This is a genomic window from Streptomyces sp. NBC_01485 (genome assembly GCF_036227125.1).
Classification (GTDB): Bacteria; Actinomycetota; Actinomycetes; order Streptomycetales; family Streptomycetaceae; genus Streptomyces.
Map to the genome: position 1 here is coordinate 4,355,501 of NZ_CP109435.1, position 21,421 is coordinate 4,376,921.

Annotated in this window: 18 protein-coding genes and 2 pseudogenes; 8 read left to right on the plus strand and 12 right to left on the minus strand. The window is 68.1% G+C overall.

Annotated features, from left to right (window positions below; genetic code table 11):
* Positions 1 to 193 precede the first annotated feature (193 nt).
* From OG352_RS19790 to OG352_RS19800, 3 genes are all read left to right on the plus strand, one after another.
* Positions 194 to 1,012: a class I SAM-dependent methyltransferase gene (locus tag OG352_RS19790; RefSeq protein ID WP_329218592.1), complete on the plus strand. Its 819-nt coding sequence runs from the start codon at positions 194 to 196 to the stop codon at positions 1,010 to 1,012.
* A 298-nt stretch (positions 1,013 to 1,310) separates the two neighbouring features.
* Positions 1,311 to 2,429, plus strand: coding sequence for a C40 family peptidase (locus OG352_RS19795; RefSeq protein ID WP_329218593.1), 1,119 nt, complete (start codon positions 1,311 to 1,313; stop codon positions 2,427 to 2,429).
* A gap of 441 nt (positions 2,430 to 2,870) precedes the next feature.
* Positions 2,871 to 4,424 (plus strand): PP2C family protein-serine/threonine phosphatase, encoded by a 1,554-nt coding sequence (locus OG352_RS19800; protein WP_329218594.1) that lies wholly within the window; start codon positions 2,871 to 2,873, stop codon positions 4,422 to 4,424.
* 167 nt (positions 4,425 to 4,591) lie between these two features.
* Here OG352_RS19800 and OG352_RS19805 read toward each other — a convergent pair whose 3' ends face one another.
* The 4 genes from OG352_RS19805 to OG352_RS19820 all read right to left on the minus strand — a co-directional run bounded on the left by OG352_RS19805 (position 4,592) and on the right by OG352_RS19820 (position 7,797).
* Positions 4,592 to 4,930 carry a DUF2516 family protein gene (locus OG352_RS19805; RefSeq protein WP_443072305.1) on the minus strand — a complete coding sequence of 113 codons (339 nt, stop codon included), beginning with the start codon at positions 4,928 to 4,930 and terminating at the stop codon, positions 4,592 to 4,594.
* 234 nt (positions 4,931 to 5,164) lie between these two features.
* Positions 5,165 to 5,821, minus strand: coding sequence for a hypothetical protein (locus tag OG352_RS19810; RefSeq protein WP_329218595.1), 657 nt, complete (start codon positions 5,819 to 5,821; stop codon positions 5,165 to 5,167).
* A gap of 104 nt (positions 5,822 to 5,925) precedes the next feature.
* The gene (locus OG352_RS19815) at positions 5,926 to 6,384 is read right to left on the minus strand and encodes a helix-turn-helix domain-containing protein (protein WP_329218596.1); all 459 of its coding nucleotides are present in this window, start codon (positions 6,382 to 6,384) and stop codon (positions 5,926 to 5,928) included.
* 216 nt (positions 6,385 to 6,600) lie between these two features.
* Positions 6,601 to 7,797 (minus strand): DGQHR domain-containing protein, encoded by a 1,197-nt coding sequence (locus OG352_RS19820; RefSeq protein ID WP_329218597.1) that lies wholly within the window; start codon positions 7,795 to 7,797, stop codon positions 6,601 to 6,603.
* Between the two features lie 486 nt (positions 7,798 to 8,283).
* On the opposite strand from OG352_RS19820, the gene OG352_RS19825 reads away from it, so the two are divergent.
* The gene (locus OG352_RS19825) at positions 8,284 to 9,222 is read left to right on the plus strand and encodes a hypothetical protein (RefSeq protein WP_329218598.1); all 939 of its coding nucleotides are present in this window, start codon (positions 8,284 to 8,286) and stop codon (positions 9,220 to 9,222) included.
* Complete coding sequence (locus OG352_RS19830; RefSeq protein WP_329218600.1) at positions 9,219 to 9,458, plus strand: hypothetical protein; 240 nt, start codon at positions 9,219 to 9,221, stop codon at positions 9,456 to 9,458. Before OG352_RS19825 ends, OG352_RS19830 begins: the two co-directional genes overlap by 4 nt.
* Before the next feature lie 64 nt (positions 9,459 to 9,522).
* Here the strand turns inward: OG352_RS19830 and OG352_RS19835 are convergent, their stop codons facing one another.
* The 3 genes and pseudogenes from OG352_RS19835 to OG352_RS19845 all read right to left on the minus strand — a co-directional run bounded on the left by OG352_RS19835 (position 9,523) and on the right by OG352_RS19845 (position 11,974).
* A complete protein-coding gene (locus OG352_RS19835) occupies positions 9,523 to 11,028 on the minus strand; it encodes a hypothetical protein (protein ID WP_329218602.1) in 1,506 nt (501 codons plus the stop codon).
* Positions 11,029 to 11,161: 133 nt separating this feature from the next.
* Positions 11,162 to 11,497, minus strand: a pseudogene (locus OG352_RS40000) (DUF4158 domain-containing protein); the annotation flags it as partial.
* Between the two features lie 165 nt (positions 11,498 to 11,662).
* Positions 11,663 to 11,974, minus strand: coding sequence for a hypothetical protein (locus tag OG352_RS19845; protein WP_329218607.1), 312 nt, complete (start codon positions 11,972 to 11,974; stop codon positions 11,663 to 11,665).
* Positions 11,975 to 12,514: 540 nt separating this feature from the next.
* Between OG352_RS19845 and OG352_RS19850 the strand changes: the two genes are divergently transcribed.
* Positions 12,515 to 13,702, plus strand: a complete 1,188-nt coding sequence (locus OG352_RS19850; RefSeq protein ID WP_329218609.1) for a hypothetical protein — start codon at positions 12,515 to 12,517, stop codon at positions 13,700 to 13,702.
* 98 nt (positions 13,703 to 13,800) lie between these two features.
* Here OG352_RS19850 and OG352_RS19855 read toward each other — a convergent pair whose 3' ends face one another.
* Positions 13,801 to 14,826 (minus strand): XRE family transcriptional regulator, encoded by a 1,026-nt coding sequence (locus tag OG352_RS19855; RefSeq protein WP_329218611.1) that lies wholly within the window; start codon positions 14,824 to 14,826, stop codon positions 13,801 to 13,803.
* A gap of 216 nt (positions 14,827 to 15,042) precedes the next feature.
* Between OG352_RS19855 and OG352_RS19860 the strand changes: the two genes are divergently transcribed.
* Together OG352_RS19860 and OG352_RS19865 are read left to right on the plus strand one after the other, a co-directional pair.
* Entirely contained in the window at positions 15,043 to 15,990 is a 948-nt protein-coding gene (locus tag OG352_RS19860; protein WP_329218613.1) for a CBASS cGAMP-activated phospholipase, read from the plus strand.
* A gap of 1 nt (position 15,991) precedes the next feature.
* Positions 15,992 to 17,161: a cyclic GMP-AMP synthase DncV-like nucleotidyltransferase gene (locus tag OG352_RS19865; protein WP_329218614.1), complete on the plus strand. Its 1,170-nt coding sequence runs from the start codon at positions 15,992 to 15,994 to the stop codon at positions 17,159 to 17,161.
* Between the two features lie 574 nt (positions 17,162 to 17,735).
* On the opposite strand, the gene OG352_RS19870 is transcribed toward OG352_RS19865, so the two are convergent.
* The 4 genes and pseudogenes from OG352_RS19870 to OG352_RS19885 form a co-directional block, all read right to left on the minus strand.
* Positions 17,736 to 18,176, minus strand: a complete 441-nt coding sequence (locus OG352_RS19870) for a hypothetical protein (RefSeq protein ID WP_329224193.1) — start codon at positions 18,174 to 18,176, stop codon at positions 17,736 to 17,738.
* Between the two features lie 282 nt (positions 18,177 to 18,458).
* Positions 18,459 to 18,902 (minus strand): annotated as a pseudogene (locus tag OG352_RS19875) (TniQ family protein); the annotation flags it as partial.
* 2 nt (positions 18,903 to 18,904) lie between these two features.
* A complete protein-coding gene (locus tag OG352_RS19880; protein ID WP_329218615.1) occupies positions 18,905 to 20,134 on the minus strand; it encodes a TniQ family protein in 1,230 nt (409 codons plus the stop codon).
* The gene (locus tag OG352_RS19885) at positions 20,131 to 21,420 is read right to left on the minus strand and encodes an ATP-binding protein (RefSeq protein ID WP_329218617.1); all 1,290 of its coding nucleotides are present in this window, start codon (positions 21,418 to 21,420) and stop codon (positions 20,131 to 20,133) included. The genes OG352_RS19880 and OG352_RS19885 overlap by 4 nt, the downstream gene beginning before the upstream one ends.
* Position 21,421: the final 1 nt, after the last annotated feature.

Sequence of the window (21,421 nt, forward strand, 5' to 3'; positions counted from 1 at the left end):
GCTCTTGCTGCGGGCGCGGGCATGCGGGAAGGAGGGTGTGGGGCGCCCTCCACGGGGGTGCAACATCGGAGGGAGGCATTCCCATTCCGGGCGGGTTTGGGGAGGGGCGGTTTTTGCCCAGTCGTTACCGGGGTCGCTCAACTGTTCGGGGGCGAGGGGCGTGGGGGTCCCTTGTGCGCATACCCTCCTAGGTATGACATCCCGCGCCCCCGCCCGCCCCGTGGGCACGGTCACGCGCGGGACGACCAATCCCAATCGGCTGCGCCGCATGGACCGCTGGATCGTCGCCGCGCACGGCGCTGAGCTGCGGCGGGCCGGTGAGCCGGTCGCCGTCGACCTCGGGTACGGGGCCGCGCCCTGGACGGCCGTCGAGTTGCTGGCGCGGCTGCGTTCCGTCGCTCCACGCGCGCGTGTCGTGGGCGTCGAGATCGAACCGGCCCGGGTCGCGGCAGCCGAGCCGTACGCGCGCGAGGGGCTGGTCTTCCGGCACGGCGGGTTCGAGATCCCCGTCCCCCGGCGGCCCCACCTCGTACGCGCCGCCAACGTCCTGCGGCAGTACGACGAGGACGAGGTCGCCGCCGTCTGGGAGCGGCTGTGCGCGCGGCTCGCGCCGGCCGATCCGGTGACCGGATCCCGTGGCGGACTGCTCGTCGAGGGGACCTGCGACGAGATCGGCCGACGGCATGTCTGGGTCGCGCTCGGGCCGGAGGGGCCGCGGACCGTCACCTTCGCGACCCGGCTGGGGTCCCTGGAGCGGCCCTCGGACCTGGCGGAGCGGCTGCCCAAGGCACTGATCCACCGCAACGTTCCGGGCGAGCCGGTGCACTCTTTCCTCCGCGACTTCGACCGCGCCTGGGCGGCCGCCGCGCCCTACGCGTCGTACGGCGCCCGCCAGCGGTGGATCCGCGCGGTGCGGGACCTGACGGCCGACTGGCCGGTGACGGACGGGCCGGTGCGGTGGCGGCAGGGGGAAGTGACGGTGCGGTGGGGGGCGTTGACTCCCCGGAGGTGAGCGGAGGCGAGCGGGGGTGAGCCGGAGTGAGCCGGAGTGAACAGTTGGCCGGCCTTCGGGAACTCGGGGAACTTCGGGAACTTCGGGAACTTCGGAGCCGCCGGGAACGATCTCCGTGAGTCGTTCGTCACACTGACGGGGAGATCGTCATGCCGGGGTGGGTGAGCGCGGGGAAGCAGGGTGGGGAGCAGGAAAGTGCAGCATTTGTCTGCGCCTCTGTCGTTCTCGGCCGTGACATGGCACGATCCCCCGGGCACCGTAAGTTACTGACGGTTAATCAGGGGTTGGGGGACGGGGTATGGGAACGGGCAAGCGCGGTCTGCTCGCGGCGGCTGTGAGCGTGGTCTGCGCGGTCACCGTGCTGGGGGCGCCCGGCGTCGCGTTCGCCAGCCCCGGCGCGCCCGACCCCGGGCCCAGTTCCAGTGCCACCACGTCACCGGCGGCGGGGTCTTCGGCCCCTCCGCTCCCCTCGACCGCGTCCAACAAGGACCTCGAGGCCGTCCACATCAAGCTCGAAGCGCTCTACCACGACGCCGCCGTCGCCACCGACGACTACAACGCGGCCGAGGAAGCGACGAAGAAGCAGTCCGCGGAGATCGTGGAGCTGGCCAAGAAGATCGTCGCGGGGCAGGCGAAGCTGGACGACCTCAAGGACCGCGCCGGCGCCGCGGCCCGCGCCCAGTACCGCACCGGCGGGCTGCCGGACGGGGCGCGGTTGATGTTGAGCGACGACCCGGCGGAGTTCCTCGACGGCGCGGGCCGGGTGCTCCAGGGCGAGCGCGCGACCAAGGGCATGATCGGCGAACTGACCCGCACCCAGCAGGACTTGGAGCAGTACTCCAAGGACGCCTCCACGCAGTGGCAGAAGCTGGAGGCGGGCCGCAAGACGAAGGCGGCGGCCCAGAAGAAGATCGAGAAGCAGATCGCGGCGGCCGAGAAGCTCGAGTCCCAGTTGGAGAAGGAGGAGAAGGAGCGCCTCGAACAACTGGAGCGGCAGGACGCCCAGAAGGCGCAGACCGCCTGGCTGGACACCGGCATCCTCGCCGAGATCAACAGCGCGGCGTCCGTACAGGGCAAGAGGGCCGTGCAGTTCGCCACCGCGCAGATGGGCAAGGCGTACGAGTGGGGCGCCGAGGGCCCGGACACTTTCGACTGCTCCGGACTGACCTCCGAAGCCTGGAAGAGCGCCGGCCAGGCGATACCGCGCACCTCGCAGGAGCAGTGGAAGCAGCTCCCGCACGTCGCCGTCGAGGACATGCGCCCCGGCGACCTGATCATCTACTTCGACGACGCCAGCCATGTCGCGCTGTACGTGGGCGACGGCGCGATCATCCACGCCCCGCGCCCGGGACGGACGGTCACGCTCGCCGGGGCGGGTTCGATGCCGATACTCGGGGTCGTCCGACCGGACGCGTGAGGTCGGGCGCGCGAGATCGGGCGCGTGCGGTCGGGCGCGTGCGGTCGGGCGCGTGCGCGGTCGGGCGCGTGCCGTAAGACGCGTGGCGACGGCCGTAAGGTGCGCGTGGCGACGGTCGGGCGACGGCCGCATGAAGTGGGCCCGCTGGGCCGCATGAGGTGAGCCGCCTGGGCCGCATGAGGTGGGCCACGTGACCCACGGCACCTCGCTCCACCCCCCAAACTCCCCGCGGACGTGACGTTCGTCATCCCACCCCGTTCCCACCCCCCTCCCGCCCTGCCCAACTGCGGTACGGAACGCGGCATATGACAGCGGCGAGAGATCAGGCGGCGTGCCGTACACCATTCCGTTGCGCCGCCTTCTGCCGCTATGGTCCCGGTCGGTGGGTCGAGGTCCCTCGTCCCCGCCATGCCCTCGGGGGGAGGGAAGGAACCCAGGACGATGCCCGTACCCATACCGCGGCAGAGAACGATCCCGCCCGTGGAGAGTGGTCAGGCGCAGGCCGCGCCCGCCGTCGGCGGCCCCTCCAAGGCAGCAGACGTTCGCCACGAGGACGCCGTGGACACGGTGGACACTGTCGACTCTGTGGACACTGTCGACTCCGTGGACGCTTTGCTCGACGAGACGACGACGGTCGAGAACGGCGGCCCGCTCAACGCCACGCCCGCCGACGGCGTCCACCATGGCGTGAGCACCACCGGCATGAGCACCACCGGCGGAAGCACCGCCCCGGCCTGCACCGCCGTGGGCTCGACCGCCGTGGGCTCCACTGTCGTGGGCTCCGCAGGCATGGCCGCCACCGGCACGGCCTCCGCCCCCCACACCCCCCTCACCCTCCTCCTGATCGAGGAGGACCCGACGGCCGCACCGATCGTCCGCGACCTGCACGACTCCGACGGCAGGCCGATCCGGGTGCGCACCGCCCGCAACCTCACCGAGGCCGAGCGGCTGCTCACGCACGACGTGCACTGCATCCTGCTGGACCTCGCGCTGCCCGCGCCCGGCAAGGCGGGCGAGCCCGACGACGAACTCGCCGTCCTGCGGCACGTGCTCCGTCTCGCGCCCCGGCACGCCGTACTCGCGCTCACCGCGTCCGGCGACGCCGAGCGCGGCGCCGAGGCGGTACGCGTGGGCGCCCAGGACTACCTGTTCAAGGACGAGCTGGACGGCCGGCTGCTGAGCCGCGCGATCCGGTACGCGGTGGAGCGGAAACGTTCCGACACGGCCGAGCGACGGCTCGCCGAGGGCAGGCTGCGCGCGCAGGAGAACGCCCGCCTGGAGCGCGGCCTGCTGCCCACGCCCCTCCTGGAGGGCTCCCCGCTGCGCTTCGCCGCCCGCTACCGCCCCGGCCGCTCGCGCGCGCTGCTCGGCGGCGACTTCTACGACACCGTCCGCACGCCCGACGGCACCGTGCACGCCATGATCGGCGACGTCTGCGGGCACGGCCCGGACGAGGCGGCGCTCGGCGTGGAGCTGCGCATCGCCTGGCGGGCGCTGACACTGGCGGGTCTGTGCGGGGACGACCTGCTGAACACGCTCCAGCAGGTACTGGAGCACGAGCGCGACGACGACGAGATCTTCGCGACGCTGTGCACGGTGGACATCGCGCCCGACGGCCGCCGCGCGGGCCTGTGCCTGGCCGGCCACCCGGCGCCGCTGATCGCCCGCCCGGACCGTCCCGCGCGCCTGCTGCCGTACGACAACAACGGCCCCGCCCTCGGTCTCCTGCCGGGCGCCCGCTGGCCGCGGATGCAGGTCGAGCTGGGCGCCGAGTGGAGCCTGATGCTGTACACCGACGGCCTGATCGAGGGTCGGATCGGCGGGGGCCGGGAACGGCTGGGTCAGGACGGCATGGTGGAGATCATCCGCCGCCAGCTCTCCGAGGGGCTGCGCGGAGAGGCGTTGCTGCGGGCCACGGTGAACGAGGTGCGTGAACTCAACGGGGGCGAGCTGACGGACGACGTGGCGGTGCTGTTGCTGGACCGCATGCCGTAACTCTCCGCTGGGCTCGCCGCTTCGGAAACCCGCCGTTGCGGGGCCTGTCGCATGCCGATGCCGGCTGCCGGTCCGTATTGGCTGGTCGCGCCGCGCGGCGGAGCCGCATATCGATGCTGCCCCGCGCCCCCTGGAGGGCTGCGCCCCCTCCAGAGCCCTACTGGCCTCTATCGGCCGCCGTTGTACGGGCCGTACGGGCCGTCGCTGCTGCTTCCGCCGCGTCGGCCGCCCCAGCCGCCGCCGCCCGAGATCTGCCGGAGGGCGGGCCGTACGTCCACGAAGAAGACGATCGTGGCGACGAGCCCCGCGAGCTGCAGGAAGAGCATCGGCACCAGGAGGTTCACCGCGACCGCGATGCCGAGGATGATCAGCCAGAAGCCCTTGTTCTGCTTGCTGGCGGCCCGGTACGCGTCATCACGGAACAGAGCGGCCATCACCAGCGCCACCACGGCGAGGACCAGCATGGCGAGGTAGAGCACCCACACCAGCCCCGCGAAGCCTGCCATCAGCACAACGCCCACCACCCGACTCGACGTATCTCGTCTCGACTAGACCTGACCTGACTGGACCGGACGGGACCTGGTCCGGCTTGGCCGACTTGCCGACTTACCCGTCCCTACGCGGTCACCGTACCCGCAACCGCGCTCCCGCTACCCGTACAACGGGCCGGGCACCCGATGAGTGCCCGGCCCGTGACCGTATGCCGTCGTCTGCCGCGTCCGTCCCGGCGGTCGTCGGTCTCACTTGGCCGGCGGCGTCGTCTTCTTCTCGGTGATCTTGCGGGCCGGAGCCTTCTTGGCGACGGGCTTCTTCTCCGAGGCGGCCCCGGACTCGGCCTCCACCGCGACGAGCTTCGGCTGCTCGTTCTTCTCGGCCGCGACCGGCTCCGCCTTCGGCTCGACCGCGATCGCCAACTCCTCGATCTCCTCGGCGGCCTCGCCGCGCCAGGTCTTCACGGTCTGCTCGCCGTGCTCGGCGACCTTCTCGTACGTCTCGCGGGCCTTGACGGCGTACTCGGCGGCGACGCCGACACCGCGCAGCGCGAGATCCTGGGCGGACTCGCCGAGCTTCTTCAGGTCGGCGTCGAGGGTGCTGCCGAGCTTCTTGATGTCGCCGTCGAGCGTGCCGATGAACTCGCTGACCTTGGTCTGGAGGTTCTCCTGCGCCTCCTTGGCCTTGACGCTCGCCTCCTTGGCACGGGCGGCGGCCTTCTCCTGCACGGCCTTGGGGTCGGTGTTGCGGACGGCCTCGAAACGGGCCGGGGCCTCGGTGCGCAGCTGCTCGACCAGACCCGGCACCTTCTTCGCCTGCTGGAAGGCCAGGTCGGCGGTGCCTGCGGCGAAGTAGAGCGGAGTCGGGTCGCTGAAGGTCTTGCGCAGGTCGTCGGTGATGGCCATGGTAAAGATCCTCCCGGATTCACGTATGTCTTGTGCGTGCTGTACGTCGTTTTCGGCTGAGGGTCGTGCAGGTCCGCAGCGGGGCGGCCGGTCCCCTGGTCCGGTCAACTGGCCGTCTGCTGCGGATCGGCGTCGCTCTCGTGGTCCTGCTTCTGTTCCTGCTTCCGCTTCCGCTCCTGGGCGTCCACCGCACCGTCGCCACTGTCGCCGTCCACGAATCCGTTCTCCTTGCGGAAGGACTCGTAGACCTGGAGCAGCACCTGCTTCTGCTGCTCGGTCAGCGTGGGATCGGCGAGGACGACGGCACGCGTCTCCACCTCGTCCCGGTCCCGCTCCGCGTCGAGGATCCCGGCCCGCACGTACAGCGTCTCGGCGGAGATCCGCAGGGCCTTGGCGACCTGCTGCAACACCTCCGCGCTCGGCTTGCGCAGCCCGCGCTCGATCTGGCTCAGATACGGATTGGACACCCCGGCGGCGTCGGCGAGCTGCCGAAGCGACAACTGCGCATTGCGCCGCTGCTCCCGCAGGTACTCACCAAGATTGCCGACGTTGAGCGATGCCATGCCTCCACTGTGCACCAGCCCCGCTAACTATTGCAAGCACATGCTTGCAATAGTGTGTCGCGCCACTTCGGACGACGCTTGTGACTGAGCACGATAGGTGTCGTATTTGCAGGACAACTGTCGTGCAGTCTCACCGCTGGTCGGGGCCCGCAAGCGAGCATGGGTGCAGGGGTCCACTCTGAGTGGACCCCTGCACCTGGCGATGGGCTTCCCTGGTCAGAGCTGAATGCTCTCCGCAGGGGAGGGCAGACGGCTCTGAATGAGGAGACTGAGACGCCTACGGCCAGCGTCACCGCTGAATCCCGAGGCGACCGAGCCGACGCGCCAGAAGTCGGCACCCGAGCGGATTGCACGCTGGCCGTCGTTGTCGACGGACTCGCCCTCCAGGGTAGGAAGCTCGCTCATCACCTCGGCATACCCCTCGGGCTGGCCCAACCTCCCGCCACTGCTGCGGACCACTTCGACCACCTGCGGCAATACGCGGTGCAGCGCCACGGCTCCGTTGCCCTTCTGCAGGACGAAGTCCGACGCTTCCTCGAACGGCTCGGGCATGACCTGCTTGATGCCGGCCCAGTAGGCATTGAGTACAGCTGCGACGGTCGCCGCGTCCGCGCGTTTGAACGACGGCATGTCGAGCACCGGCTTGAGGGAGCGGGCGAACTGCGGCTTAGGGATGGTCACCCCGTCACCTCGGGTCTTACGGCGGTTGGCTTCCTGGAACCTGCCCTTCCACGGACCGTCAAGCTTCTCCAGCTCGTCGACGACGGCGTAGGCGCGAGTGATCCAGTCCTTGTCCTCTGCCGCGAGCATCTCGCGAAGCTCAGGGTTGTCTTCCGCCATCTTGGTCAGCAGCTGCCAGGCGAGGTCGGTCTTGACGCTGGCGGCATTCGTATTGACCTCGTAGAACTCGCGCATCTCCTCACCAGGGTCCAGGCCCAGGGTGAGACTGATGGGAACGGGGAAGTCCTCGAAGTCCTCCTGCTCGCCCAGCAGCTGATTCAGACCGCCGGCGCGATGCTGGCCGTCATAGATCCACAGCGACAGGTCGTCGGTGAACTCGATGCGCCCGGTGCCGATCCAGTTTCCCCCTTCGAGGACGGCGTTCTCATATCCCGCCTGGTCGTCGTCGACGACGATGACGACCCGCTCCCCGTCCATGTCGTCCTTGCGGATGTTGATCAGGAGCGGGTTCGGCATCCGGCCCTTCTTCTCGTCGTAGTACCGGGCCGCCTTGCGCACCCGGGCCGTCACAGGAGCCCGCTGGTAGCCCTCGTTCGTGTCGGGGTCGAAGATATCGACCTCCTGGTGGTCCGACACTGTGATGGCGTCGGCGAACGCCTGCAGCATGCGCGTGCCCCTCTGCACGCACAGCGCACCCGCGATCTGAACCGTCTCCTTGACCTGCTTGGCCACGTTGTTGCTCCTCAAGATCCTTGAATGGCAGAGTGAAGCCTGGAGCTTCGTTAGATCTGAATATTAGATCTACCGTTTAGATCTGTCAATGAGATCTGGTAAATGGGCCAGCTTGCGGGTGATCACGCCTCCATCCGCTCGGCGTCGTCCGGTCTACTCCTCCGTGCCGTCCATCCAGTCGCAGTGAACACAGCGGGCGCCGCAGTAGGTCAGCCCTGCATGCTCCAGGAGGTGGTCGATCTCGACCGACTCAAGCTCGGCGCTCCGCACTGGGGGCAGCCCAGGAGAGCCCCGACCCCACTGAACCACCGAGGCTCCATTCCGGAAGCCGCGAAGAACTCCCGCGCCGACGCCGGGGCGATCTGGGACTGCGCGCACTTTGGTCGCGTGATGCAGGTCACACGGAAATCTGTGGAGGCGTTGTCGGATCGGGCCCGTGTGAGGCCCAAGGGGAGAAGGATTTTCCAGCGACGCGAGGAGGCACCCATGGCCACCGAGGACCAGACGCCCAGTTACTACATGGTCGAGGACAACGACTCCATCGACACCCAGATGGCGGAGCGGATCAACGAGTTCAACTGGGACCCGGATGCCGCAGGGGCCGTCATGGCCTTGTTCCCGGTTGATTGGGCCGGGTGCGAAGGCGAACTCGTGACCCTTCGCCAAGATGGGACCGTCGCCATCGACATCGACGGTACGTTCGCACTGCCCGAGCCGTTCGATCGCGGTACTCACAGCACGATGATCACCACCACCACCGGCATGGCGGTGCTCAAACCCGATCACCCGGCCAACCAGATGGTCGAGTCCGGCTTCCAGGCGGTCGGCGTCCCGGTGCCCGAGGTGGTCCGGGCGCTGAACGCCCGCGAGGCCGCCCTCACCGGGGACCGGGCGGCGATCCGCGCCTACACCTCGGAGGCGCTGGGAAGGTGGAGCGGGTGGAGCGAGCCGATCTCCACCGCCCTGCTCGGCAACTGGGCGGACCCGCTTCACAACGAAGGCCGACTTTCCCCCGGTGCCCTGGCCCTGTTCCTGGCCGAGGCCAGCGTCATCAACAAGCAACTCAAGCCGATCTGGGACCGTAAGGCCAACAGGGAGTACGTGCGACTGCTCGACGCCCCGCTCAGCCACGGGATGACCCTGCACGACGTGCTTTCTGGACAGCCGGCCATCGACCTCAGCTTCGATGGCTTCGAGGACTCGCGCCTGATCGAGATCCTGGAGACCCTGTCCACGGACGAGCGGGCAGTGGTTATGTGGCGCAGCCGCCACGGAATCACCAGCTGGGCCGAAGCCGCTATGGCCGCCGGTGTTCCAGAGCCGGAGGTTGTCGGCAAGCGGGTCCGCCGGAAGGTGAAGCGGCTTGCCGCCCACATCACCAGTGGCGCCCTCCAGGCCGGGGCGGGTACGGGGAACGTGCGATGAGTGCTCCCGCTCCGGGCCCATCGCGCCCGGCCGTACGCCGGGAGATGGTGCTGCGGATCACCCCGCCGGACCTGCCGGCCTGCACCGCGATGCTCGGCACCGGCAGCCTCGGTGCGTTCTTGGTCCACGGTGCTGTCCCGGCAGGATCCCCGTTCGTGTGGCCGCTCGTGGTTCTCGCGCTCGGCGCGATGGCGTACGACGTTGCGCTCCGGGCCGTGCGCCGCCGAGAGGGCTGACGACCGCCCTCCAGATGACGTGGGCTGGTGCGGCCCGGGGGAACGACCCCCGGGCCGCGCCGTGTCAGCGCTGCTGGGGGCCGAAAAGGGGGATGGCCTTCCAGCCCTCCTCCAGGATCGGGTTGTTCTCCAGGAACTCGTGCCCCGTGAACAACTGCAGCAGCGTTAGGGCGCCGTTCGGCGGGTCGGTGAGCAGGAGCTGGGACAAGCTGATGTCGGTGATGGTGACGGCGTGCTCCAGCTCGTGGATCGAGGCCGTGGTGATGGGGATGGTCTCGCCCGTCACCGGGTTCGGGGTGGGCTGGATTCCGGCGCGGAGCTCGGCGGTGTTGAGCAGGTGGAACGGCTCCATCGTGATCACCATGCCCCGCCGCGGCAGGTGGGACGGGATCTGCGCGAACGCGGGGTTGCCCTCGGAGATGAGCCGGTCGGTCTTCTCGATCTGGGTGAATCCTTCGCCGGGCGTCTTGGCCAGCATCTGGGCGTAGTTCTCCGCGCCGAGGCGCAGGTTGGCGTTGGGTCGGGCGGACTTGACCTCCACCAGCAGCACCAGGTCCGGGAAGACGACAATCCAGTCCACGGACTTACCGCCGTCCCCCTTCCTCGCGCCCGGATGCCGGATCTCGGGGTAGACCGTCGCGTTGTCGAGCAGGCCGAGCTGGCGCCCGACGTACGCCTCGAAGAGGTGCCCGAGGTCTGTGGTGAACAGCTTGCCGCGCGGCGTGGAGTTCTCCTCGCCGCCGGTGTAGTAGAGGCCGAGCATGCTCGCCTTGGACAGGACGGCGGCCGGCACCGGAACCAGGTAGCCCTCGCCGAACCCGGCGACCAGCGGGGTCGTCCGCAGGGGGTTGTGGCCGTAGCGGCGCAGCAGCGGGTCCGGGGAGGCCGGGTACGTCGCCTGGAGTCCGGGGGCGTCGGTCACGAAGTGGCGCTCCAGGACCGCAGTCGCATCGGCTACGGACCGCAGCGTGGAGAAGGCCGAGTAGTCCGCCGGGGCGAGCATCATGTCCGGGATGAATCGGCCCTTGAGCTCCGGGATCGGGATGCTGGTGGTGGTCGCCCAGACGTAGCGGGCCAGGCCGACGTAGTCGGCCACCGAGCACCCGAGCACGTCTTGTGCCCAGCCAGGGCCGATCACCTTGAGGGGCTCCGGGGTGCTGGTCTGGGTGAGGAGAGCGACCGCGCGGCTCAGCTCGGCGTACTCGTCTACCTGCCAGATGAACTGCTGGCCGGCCACCCGCAGGAGCAGGCGCGTGAGCTTCTCCTGCGGCGACTCCTTGTAGAAGGGGTCGTCCAGGGCGAGGTAGAAGCCCAGTATCTGTGCAAGGTCGCGCGGCTGTGCCGGGGCGCGGTTGATGTCCTGGCCGAGGGCAAGGGAGATCCAGGCGGCGTCGGCGAGGGCCCAAGGGCCGTATACGCCGAGACCTTCGTGCTCGCGCAGGTCACGGGGGTGCGGGAGCTGTGCGCTCGTGGAGGCGATGAGTTCCACGAGTGAGCTCTGCGAGTGGCGCAGGATGCGCCGGACGTACTGGGAATCCGGGACGCCGGATGCGGGGACGGAGTACGGCATAGCCGATGATTCTTCCGGTCGGTGGGGCCGCCTCGCACCCGGTTTCGCCGGACTGGCCGCACACCGGCGCTCAGCGGTGCAGGTACGCGGTGGCGGCCCGGATCACGGCGTCGAGCCTCGGCAGGTACGGCGAAGAGGTCACCAGCCGGGCGAACCGGCTCACCCCGGCAGCAGCACCCTCCGCTCGCGCAGCCACCCCACCGCCGCGTCGAAGATCGCCTTCGGCCCCTCCCTGGTCGTCCAGGCCCGTGCGTCCAGCCACCCCACCAGCTCGTCCCGGACCTCGGCGAAGTCCCGCCAGCCCTGTCCTGCTGGATCTCCCCGGCGGGCGAGCGGGCCGTACCGTCCCGCTCGCCGTACTCCGCCAGCACCCCGGCGTCCGCGATCCCCGGCTGCTCGCCAGGTAATCCGCCACCTCCGTCGGCACCTGCCGCGGGTGCGGCAGGTGCCGCCCCAGGAACCGCACCGTCATCGCCAAGGCCCTCGGCTATCACGACAAGACCGCGAATCGGCTAGTCACCGAAGCTGGCGGCACCTGGAGCCACACATGGTGACAAGACTTCCGCCGCCCCCGAGGAATACGCGACTCTTCAACATGCGGGCCTACCAGTCAAGGCCGTCGGCGCGTCCGCCTTCAGCGCGCACCTTCCTGAGCCTCCCGGTGAGCGGCGATCGGGTCGGCGGGCATGCCGCCGCCCGGGTACGTCGGGCCGTACATCAGCCCTTCCCGGTCGGTGTACTCCACACTGCAGTACTCCCGTTCACCGGGGCACCGGTGTGGTTCCTGGGTCCAGCCGATCATCACGTGATCGTGGAACACTCGCACTTGTTGCTGCGGGTCGTCCCCGTTAGGCACGTACCAGCCGCCCCGGTAGACGGTCAGCCCGAGCGCCGGCCAACCAGCTGCGACGGGCCCCAGCAGTTCACCGATTTCGTCGGCGGTCATGGGCACCTGCTTCGGCACGGCCGATCCCCTCCCCCTTCACTGACAGCAGCAGACCCGGCGACCCTAGCCGCCCCCGGCAGCCCACCACCTGGATTCAGCAGAAGACCCCCTGATCGTGCGCCTGACGTGCAAGGCAACCAGGATCTTTTGTGCAGCGCCAATCGCTTCAGCGATGTTCCAGGGCCGCACAGCCCGGTATATACGCGCATGGCATAGAAGGCCCTTCGGTAGCCTCACTCCCTATGACAGGCGATATTCACGAGCAACTTGCCGCGTACGACCGGGCAGTGCGGCTCGCTGGGGAGACGGACCCGGGGATGTCAGCCGATGAGAGGTGGGCGCGCGGTGTGGCGGCACCCCAGTTGGCGGCGCATGCGCCGAGCAACCGCCATGAACCAGCGTGTGCTGGGTGCGACGGGTCTCCGTGGCCTTGTGAAACAGTTCGAGGCGCCATGGTGATGGCCAACCCTCACTACAACTGAATCCGTCCGAGCCGCAATTGGCCGTAGGGGTGGGGAGCTCATCGCTAGGGTCGTGTCCATGAGCCCTGACAGCGTGGACTACTCCTGGCTGCCGGACCACCAGCTTCACGTGGTCGCGACGCTGGCCCATGTGGATCACACGATCGACCGCGCTCTGCAGCTGACTCATGATTACACCGAGCGGGGGCCGATCACGTTCGCCGAGGTGGTCACGGGCGACCGGGTGGAGGTTGTGGTCAAGGCACTTGCGCCTCTCCCGGAAGCGGTACCCCGGCTAGTGGCTGACGCTCTCACCCAGCTACGGGCTGCGTTGGAGCACACCCTGTACGCGGAGGTCGAGGCCAATCTCGGGCGACCCTTGACGGACGAGGAGGCGCGGGGTGTCGAGGTGCCCGCCACCACGGACGCCGGGACGCTCGCCAAGTGGTTCCGAGACAGCCGGCGGCGCCGGCTTCCGCCGCTTCATGTCGGCACACCCCTCGCGCAGCGCATCGAGCGGCTGCAGCCGTTCCAGCGCCGGGACTCGGACGAGCATCCGCTGCGACTCCTAGCCGTCCACACCAACCTAGCCAAGCACCGTACCCCCGCTGTCGCGGCGACACGGCTCGGGGCCGTGTACCCGGATAATCCGCGCAGCGACCTGACGGTTGCGCTTCCCCTCAAACCGCGACCCCAGCCGGGCGACGGCCTACCCCTACGTGAAGGCGATGTACTCGCCAGCGCCCCACGTGGTGCCCGCATTCCCTTCTCCGTGGTGCCGACCGTTTCGCTGCAGCGACCTCACAGTGGGGTGTGGGTCATCGCCGCCCATGAGCTGGAGCTTCTTGAGCACTGGGTGCGCACCATAGCCATCCCCATTCTTGTCACCGGAAGCTACGAGGTGAGCCCGCTGCCGCCGCAGCTCGACATCGCGGTCGGGCGCGCAGACCTACGCGCTGAACTAACAACGGCGGGCCGCGCACCCGCTGTTGTGCGTGCCCGGGACAGGATCTCGGCTGTCGTTGCCCGTGCCGGTCTCGTCGAGGTCCTCGCTCCATCCCCTGAAGGGCCTGAGGCGGAAACGGTCCGGATCTGGCTCGACTCACTGGACGACAAGGCGGTTGTGGAGCGAGCCGTTCATCTTGGAGTTGTTCGCGACCAACCGCATGAGCTGGTCAAGGTGTACCGCGAGCTGATCGCCGAAGCCCTCAGCCACAAGGAGCGGGCCCCGGAGACCTTGCGCACGGACGGCGGCGAGGCGCAGTAACCGGCTGCACGCCAGCCCGCGAAGTTGCGACGCCCCCTCACGGGGAGACGGCGTGGTGCGGCTGCGTACGGACATCTTGCGCGTACGAGCCAGTGCGGTCATGCCGCTGACGCGGTCTGGAGGCTTTCCACGATCTGGGCCGGCAGGATGGCTCGCGCCGGGGCGCTGTCGACAGAGGCAAGGTAAGCGAGGAGCCTTGTCGGCTGCTCCGGCCGACCAAGAGGGACCGGTTCAACACGGCGCCATCCCCGGGCAGACGCCGCCTTGATGGCGGTTAGATAGGTGTTCTCATTCATGCGCCCCAGGGTCCGGGCACGCATGAGCAGAGCGGCCAGGGACACCTGCCACTGCCGTTTGAGCGCGAAGAGGGCTGGCCAGTCGACAGTGGTCGGCAATTGGTCGTGGATGTCTTCTGCGGGCATAAGGAAGGCCGCCGCGAACTGGTGGGCCTGGGTCTCGACCTCCTTTACGCCCCAGATCTGCTCGCCGTGCAGCACTAGATGGGCGAGTTCGTGTGCGCTGTCGAAGCGGGACCGGGCTCGGTCGTCCTTGTCGGTACCCAGGACGACAACGGGATGATCAGGAAAAGGCAGGGAGAAGGCGTCGACATCCGTGTTGTCGAGGGGGAGACGGATCACCGCGACACCACGCGCCTCAAGAAGTCCAACGACGTCGGACACCGGTCCGGAAGGCAGTCCCCAGATCTTCCGTACCTGAGCCGCAACCTCTTCGACCTCCGCCCGTTCCGCCTGCAGTCCGCTCACGGGGAGCATCGGCACGTCGCCGGCACAGAACCGCTGCGCGGATGAGGCATGGACGGCCAGGTCGTGAGCCACGTGAGCGATGGCCCGCGCACGGCGGCGGTCGGACACCGACGTCCGGCGCAGCGACCGGAAGAAGCCCTCGTGGCTTTCGACCATCGCTTCGTGGAAGAACTCCTGAGGCACCCCAAGTACCGAGGCCAGGACACTGCTCGTCTCCGGGCTGGGTCGTACCGCGCCGCTCTCAAACTGGCTGATCGCGGCAGGAGTGAGCCCGCTCGCGCGGGCGAGCTGCGTCTGGCTCCAACCTGCCAGTTCGCGGGCGGTCCGCAGCCGAGAGCGCTCGAACGCCTGCGTGCTCATCTTTCCCCTTGCCTGGCCTGCCGGACTTTGATCTCCACATCTTGGCGGAACACAGAAACCACGCACGCTCCAGGGTGCGTGGTCAACACAAACCTTACGACTTCCGCGTGGAAACGCGCACGGAAACACATGCCGTGATAATAAGTACTCTCGATAGTGGAGATCCGACTGCGACAGGCGGAGCTTCCTCGAACCCATGGCGCGGGGGCGGTTGAAGTGACGGAGCGTTTCCAGATTCTGGCCCTCGACGGCGGCGGCTTCCGTGGCATGTTCTCCGCCGCGGTCCTGGCCCGCCTCGAAGAGGATCTCGGTGTCCGCATCGCCGACCACTTCGACCTGATCGCCGGCACCTCGACAGGCGGAATCATCGCGCTGGGCCTCGGACTCGGGCTGTCCCCGCAGCAGATCCTGGAGTTCTACACCGAGCATGGGCCGCGCATCTTCCGGGACCGTAGCCGCCTGCGGGGCCTGAAGCACCTGATGCGCGCGAAGTACAGCGCGGAGCCGCTGCGCGCGGCCCTCACCGAAGTCTTCGGCGAACGGACCTTCGGAGAGAGCACCAAACGCCTGGTCATCACCTCCTACAACGTCGCGGCCGACGACGTCTACCTCTTCCGGACCCCGCATCTGCCCGGCCTCAAGCGCGACTGGCGCGAGAAGGCCGTCAACGTCGCGTTGGCCACCTCTGCCGCGCCGACCTACCTGCCCGGGATGCCTCTGGATGGAGCACGGCTCGTCGACGGCGGCATCTGGGCGAACAACCCGGCCATGGTCGCGCTGACCGAGGCCGTGGGCCCCTTGTCTGTGCCCCTCGACACGATCCGGGTGTTCAGCCTCGGGACCACGACCGACGTCCGCCACCGCCACCGCCGTCTCGACCGCGGCGGTCTGCTGCCCTGGGCCCGCGACGCGGTCGAGGTCCTCATGCGGGCACAGAGCGAGAGCGCCGCGAAGCAGGTACGCCACTTCGTCGGCAAAGACGACGTGCTCCGTCTCAACCCGACGGTCCCCACCGGCGCCCTCGCGCTGGACGACGTGGACACCACAACCCTCTCGGGATGGGCCGGACATGTCAGCCGCGACGTCTCCCCGGCCGTCCACCGCACTTTCTGCGATCACCTCGCGTCGGCTTTCGTCCCCCTCCACTCTGCTCGTAAGGAATGACGTGAACGCGTACCACCAGACGCAGGACAACACCGACTCCGCCGAGCAGATGCTTTCCATGCTGCTCGACGGCGCCGTGGAAGTCCTCGACATCGCCCCTGACCTCCACGACACCGCCATCGAGCGGTACGGAGAAGTCGGAACCTGGCTCGCCGAGAACGGCAGCCCCGGATGGGAGATCCACTCCCAGGGCTCCTTCCTCCTCGGCACCGTGGTCCGCCCCAACACCGAGACCGGCGAGTACGACATCGACCTCGTCTGCCGGCTCCCGCTGCAACGGGACAGCACGACGAAAGAGGAACTCAAGCAGCGAGTCGGTGACCAACTGGTGGCCTACCGGCGCTGGAAGCAGCGCCAAGGCCACACCGACGGCCCCGAAAGCCTCGAAGCCCGCCGCCGCTGCTGGACCCTCGGGTACCCCGGCTTCCACCTCGACGTCCTGCCCGCCATCCCCGACGAGGAACACCCGCCCACCGGAATCCTCCTGACGGACAAGAAGCTCCACAAGTGGCAGCACAGCAACCCTCTCGGCTACGCGGACTGGTTCCGCGCCCGCTCGGAACTCTCCCGCGCCCTCCTCGAAAAGCGGCTCGTCGCCAGCGTCGCGAAGGTTCCCGAACACCACATCCGCAGCACCCTGCAGAGGCTCGTACAGATCCTCAAGTGGCACTGCATGCTCTTCTTCGCCGACGACCCCGACAACCGGCCGCCCTCCATCCTCCTGACCACACTCGCCGCCCGCGCCTACCGCGGTGAAGACGACCTGTTCACCGGCGTCCGCAACGTCCTCGCCGCCATGCCGTACTTCATCGAGAAGCACGACGGCCAGTGGCGGGTTTCCAACCCGGCCCACGAGGACGAGAACTTCACGGATAAATGGAACGAATACCCTGAGCGGCGTGAGGCGTACCTTTCCTGGTTCAGTGAAATCAACACGATCATGGACAACCTGGCCCTGACGGAATCCAAGGGCCTGCACGTGGTCTACTCCCAGCTCATCAAGTCCTTCGCGCCCGGCCCCGTGATGCACTCCTTCGCGAGCTACGGCGCCCGCATGAAAGCCCCCACCGGCCAGCGAATGAGCGCCACCGGGCTGCTCTCCGCAACCGCCGCAGGTCCCCGCAGGAAGCCGAACACCAACTATGGCCAGCATCCCGGCGCGCGCGGTTAACCTCGGCCGCCAGCTGGCCGCGATCAAGGCCGCCGTCCCCGACGCCCAAGGGACCGTGCGAGGCGGTGAACTCCTCTGCACGCTCACCCTTCAACCGACCCCTATGAGTAGGAGCTACAGAGTTCGGATCGTCTACCGCCATCGGCGCAGGCCACGAGTCACCGTCACCGACCCACCCCTGGCACTGCATCCGGACGCCACCGCCCTACCGCACGTCTACCCCGACGGCGACCTATGTCTGCATTTGCCCGGGGAGTGGAGGGACCACATGTTCCTCGCGGACACGATCTTGCCGTGGACCTCAGCATGGCTCCTGCACTACGAACTCTGGATGGCCCTTGGCTACTGGACCGGCACCGGCGACCAACACCCAGTACCGTCACCCGCGAACCGGATCCGATGACAGATTCGCGGCCATGATCTCTCCCTCCGCCCAGGCGGAAATGCGGGCGATGTGGCTCTGCCACTCCCGAATACCACGACCGGCTCCCGGTCATGGCAGGGGATAGTCAAGCAATGCACCTGGGAAAGCCGCAGCCGATGAGCCCAGCGTGGTGCGTCACGAGTTGAGCGATCATGCTGCGCCCCTTCTGCCCATCGGAAGATCCATGACCGCTTGCCTCAGCGAGACCGAGATCCAAGACGGGCGGCGAAGCCAGGTGCTCAGTGCGAGGTCCACCTCCCTCAGCCGTTGAACGAGCGGTGCCAACCGACTCCGGGCGTCTCCCGGATCGTGTGCGTCGAGCAGGTTCGTCGCGATGGCGAGTGCCGCGCCGGTGGCGAGGCACTCTGTCGGCGGCACGGTGTAAGGCTTGGAGGTCTTCTTCTTGCCCGGGGTGTTGAGCAGCGGCTCGGCCTGCGCGGCGCGGGAGGTGTACTCCGCATCGAGGGCGTCGGCCAGGCAGGGGGTGCTGGCGTACGCGCGGGCGACGGGCCAGGACCGAAAGATCATGGCGACCGCGGCGCGCAAGTCAGCGAAGTAGTGGAGGACGGAGACCGGTGCGCCGGCGCTCATCACGGTCTCGGGTCCGCTCGCGACAAGCAAGTTAATGAGCTGTCGCTGGACTTGTAGGAGCACGGGCATCGTGACCGCATCGGGTGTTACGGGAAACAGATCAGGCCGGGTCAGATCGGCTGCGCAGACTGCTTCGGGCTGCTCTGGTGATACTGGACGCGCAGCGATGCGGCACTGCCATGGGTGGAGTGTGTCATCGGTCAGCCGCGCGATGGCGTCTGCCGCGGGGGCGAACTGAGCGGGTGCTTTGCAGCCAGGGCATTGGTGCTGGAGGAGGCGTTGGTGCCTGGGGCAGAGGAATATCACGGGGAGACGCCAAAGCCGCCTCCATGCGCCACCGTGGAGATCCTGGATGGCGGTACCGTCCCCAGCGAGACAGTGCGGGCAGTAACGCGTGGAGCGGGTCAGAACCCACGGGTTGTCGTAGATCATCCGCGCTGGGGTACGGCGTGGGGTGAGCGCGGGGTTCAGCGGCCCGTAGCGGTCTCCGAGTGGAGCTAGGAGCATGCCGCTGACTTCGGCGGGCGTCAGCTGTGTGGCGAGAGCGAAACCCGTGAGGTATTCGTCGTCCAAGTGGTACAGGAAGCTCAGAGGCAGTCGAGAGGGCAAGCCGGTACGGACGGCGATCTCTCCGGGTGTCGTACCCAGCCTGTGGGAGAGCCGGAGTACGAATCCAGTGAGGGTTTCGTCGGGCAACGGGTCGAGGCTGCGTGGCAGAGGACGCATGATCAGCCGTTTCGTGGGCCGCGGACGTAGATCTCGGCGCTCGAACTGTCCGTTGCCTCCTTCGCCACTCCGAGAACTTCCTGCAACGCGGATGAAGTGCCGGGAAGGCGGGCGAGTTTCTGGAAGGTGTCCCGGTGCAGCGTCAGGGCGCTGCCATAGGCCGGGCCTACGGCCCTTCGAGTCCACTGTTTCTCTCGGCCATCAAGCATGCGTTCGGCGATCCCCAGTACTGCACCCATGGTCAGGGGGGATTCCATAGGCGCGAGCAACGAGTTGATCCCATACGGTCTTTTCGATGCGCCTGATGTGCGGCGCCGGCTGTCGCGCAGTCGCTGGTCTGCTTCTCGCCCGATTGCCTGGGCCAGGGTAGGTGTCGCCGCGAAGCCGCTGGCCTCCGGCCAGGAAGCCAGGACCAGGGTGGCCACGACACGCAGGTCGATGAAGTACTGGGCGACCGGTACGAGTTGGCCGCAGCTGTTGACCTTCTGTGGCCCGTCGGCTGACAACAGCGCATCGAGGCGTTGCTGAAGGGCCAGCAGCACACCGACGGAGTCTGCGTCTCCCGGCAGGCGAGTGGGGCGGATACGCGCGAGGTCGGTCCCGCAGACCGAGCGTCGCCCCCGACCCGTGTGCAGGGCGGGGGACACGGCTCGGCACTGAGCTGGATGAAGATCTTCCGTGCCTGGGCGAGCGATCAGGCCGGTGGGGGCGAACTGTCCGGGGGTTCGGCACTTAGGACAGGTACGGCTCAGGAGTTGCTGATGCCGCGAACACGCGAAGACCACCGGCAGCCGCCAGGCCCGTTTCCAGGCACCTCCGTACAGGCGTCCCAGCGAGTCGTCATCACCCGCGAGGCACGGCGGGCAGTACTGAGAAGTCCGGATGAAGACCCAGCGGTTGGGGCGGGCCAGTTGCTGCGGGCTCGTCCACGGCCAGTATCGGCGGCTCACGAGGCCGTATTTATGTCCCATAGGGGCCAGCAGCAGCTTGCTGGCCTCCGCCACAGTGAGGTGTGTCGCGCGTGCCGTCCGGACAAGACGTGGCTTGTCCATGTCCGCAAGCAGCCAGGGCGAAACGACGCCGGGAGCGTTGCCTGCCTCGTCCATCAACCCCATACGAGCGGCGATTTGAGCAGGGTTCGTGCCGTTATGACAAGCGAGGCGGAGGAGAAAGCCGACGATGGTCTCGTCGTCGAGCGGGTCAAGACTGCGCGACAGCGCGCGGCTAGTCATGCTTCAGCCGCCGGAGGTGTGCCTCGGTCGTCGTAGACGCTGTTGCGGCCCTTCCTGGGCTTCGGGCCCGGTTTCCGCTTCGGAGAAGTGTCGACGTCGGGGATCTCGCCAGCTTCGGCGTCCCGCCCGTCGTCCTTGCCGGGGACGTTGCCCAGGTTGATGGTGATCTCGTCGAGTAGGTCGATGGTCAGGTCCTCCGAGCCGCTCTCCATGGCCTTGGTCAGCCCGTCCTCGATCAGGCGCCGCAGGAGACCGACGATGCCGTGGGTCCGGCGGTAGAGGTACTCGGGCATCAGCCCCTGGGACAGCGTGCCAGGGCCGGCGTTGAAGAGCCGGATCTGGTTCTCAACGCCGACGAGGTGGTCAATGAAGGCCGCGATGCCCGCGTCGCTGCTGTAGTCGAAGGGGTCGAGTGTGACCAAGTCGAAGCGGCGCTCGGTCTGGGTGGAGGCGTCGGGGTTGTAGCTCTTGCCCTTCTTCAGTGGTGCGTAGACCCACTGGTTGGTGCGGGGGTCGTGCCAGCCCTCCCTGAGCAGGCCGGAGCGGGGGATGTTCACGCCGATGAGGACGAGCGTGACGTCCAAGTCCATCAGGCCGCGGATCAGGTCGAGGGTGTCCTGGTCGTCCTCCCGGTGCATCTTCAGTCGGGTGATGTCGTCGATGATCAGGACAGTGGTGGCGTGCGCCTTGATCGATTCGCGGGCGTTGCGGATCATGCCGCGCAGGTTCTTGCCGTAGGGGGCACCGTAGTAGTCGAGAATTGCCTCGCACAGGCCGATCGGGGTGGCCTTCACCGGGGTCTGGCAGTAGGCGACCGGCGCGATCAGGTCCCGGGTGCCGGGCATTGGATCGAAGTAGCACTCGGGGTACTGCTCGAACAGGTCACGCCAGGTGTCCTCGAACTCGACGGCGGTCCGGCAGGCGGTCTCCGTCTTGCCCTGGTACCCACCGCCGTTGATCATCAGCCCGTCCAGGGTGCTCGGGCCGATACGCATCGCGTTGTTCTGGATCCGCGAACGCATCAGCGTGGTGACCATCTCGCTCATCGGGGTGTCCAGCATTTGCATGTTGACGTGCGTGGCCGCACGGTGCAGGTCATACAAGGACCTTTTGCGCGGGCTCATCAACCCGTACTCGGCCAAGGAGATCTTCCTGACCGGCACAAACAGATCCCGTGTCCGGCGGAACTCCTGCCAGCCCTCATGCCGGGTCCGGTCCGACCTCGGGCCGAAGCGCAGGAATGGCACGGGCGCGTTCGGCGGCTCCGGGCGCAGGTTGCTCCTCATC

Excerpts from the sequence above, each read along its gene's own strand:
- OG352_RS19855 (WP_329218611.1), bottom strand. The coding sequence starts at position 14,826 with ATGAGCACGCAGGCGTTCGAGCGCTCTCGGCTGCGGACCGCCCGCGAA.
- OG352_RS19885 (WP_329218617.1), bottom strand. The coding sequence starts at position 21,420 with ATGAGGAGCAACCTGCGCCCGGAGCCGCCGAACGCGCCCGTGCCATTC.
- OG352_RS19810 (WP_329218595.1), bottom strand. The coding sequence starts at position 5,821 with ATGGCCATCACCGACGACCTGCGCAAGACCTTCAGCGACCCGACTCCG.
- OG352_RS19835 (WP_329218602.1), bottom strand. The coding sequence starts at position 11,028 with ATGCCGTACTCCGTCCCCGCATCCGGCGTCCCGGATTCCCAGTACGTC.
- OG352_RS19825 (WP_329218598.1), top strand. The coding sequence starts at position 8,284 with ATGGCCACCGAGGACCAGACGCCCAGTTACTACATGGTCGAGGACAAC.
- OG352_RS19880 (WP_329218615.1), bottom strand. The coding sequence starts at position 20,134 with ATGACTAGCCGCGCGCTGTCGCGCAGTCTTGACCCGCTCGACGACGAG.
- OG352_RS19790 (WP_329218592.1), top strand. The coding sequence starts at position 194 with ATGACATCCCGCGCCCCCGCCCGCCCCGTGGGCACGGTCACGCGCGGG.
- OG352_RS19795 (WP_329218593.1), top strand. The coding sequence starts at position 1,311 with ATGGGAACGGGCAAGCGCGGTCTGCTCGCGGCGGCTGTGAGCGTGGTC.
- OG352_RS19870 (WP_329224193.1), bottom strand. The coding sequence starts at position 18,176 with ATGAGCGCCGGCGCACCGGTCTCCGTCCTCCACTACTTCGCTGACTTG.
- OG352_RS19845 (WP_329218607.1), bottom strand. The coding sequence starts at position 11,974 with ATGACCGCCGACGAAATCGGTGAACTGCTGGGGCCCGTCGCAGCTGGT.
- OG352_RS19805 (WP_443072305.1), bottom strand. The coding sequence starts at position 4,930 with ATGGCAGGCTTCGCGGGGCTGGTGTGGGTGCTCTACCTCGCCATGCTG.
- OG352_RS19800 (WP_329218594.1), top strand. The coding sequence starts at position 2,871 with ATGCCCGTACCCATACCGCGGCAGAGAACGATCCCGCCCGTGGAGAGT.
- OG352_RS19815 (WP_329218596.1), bottom strand. The coding sequence starts at position 6,384 with ATGGCATCGCTCAACGTCGGCAATCTTGGTGAGTACCTGCGGGAGCAG.
- OG352_RS19830 (WP_329218600.1), top strand. The coding sequence starts at position 9,219 with ATGAGTGCTCCCGCTCCGGGCCCATCGCGCCCGGCCGTACGCCGGGAG.
- OG352_RS19850 (WP_329218609.1), top strand. The coding sequence starts at position 12,515 with ATGAGCCCTGACAGCGTGGACTACTCCTGGCTGCCGGACCACCAGCTT.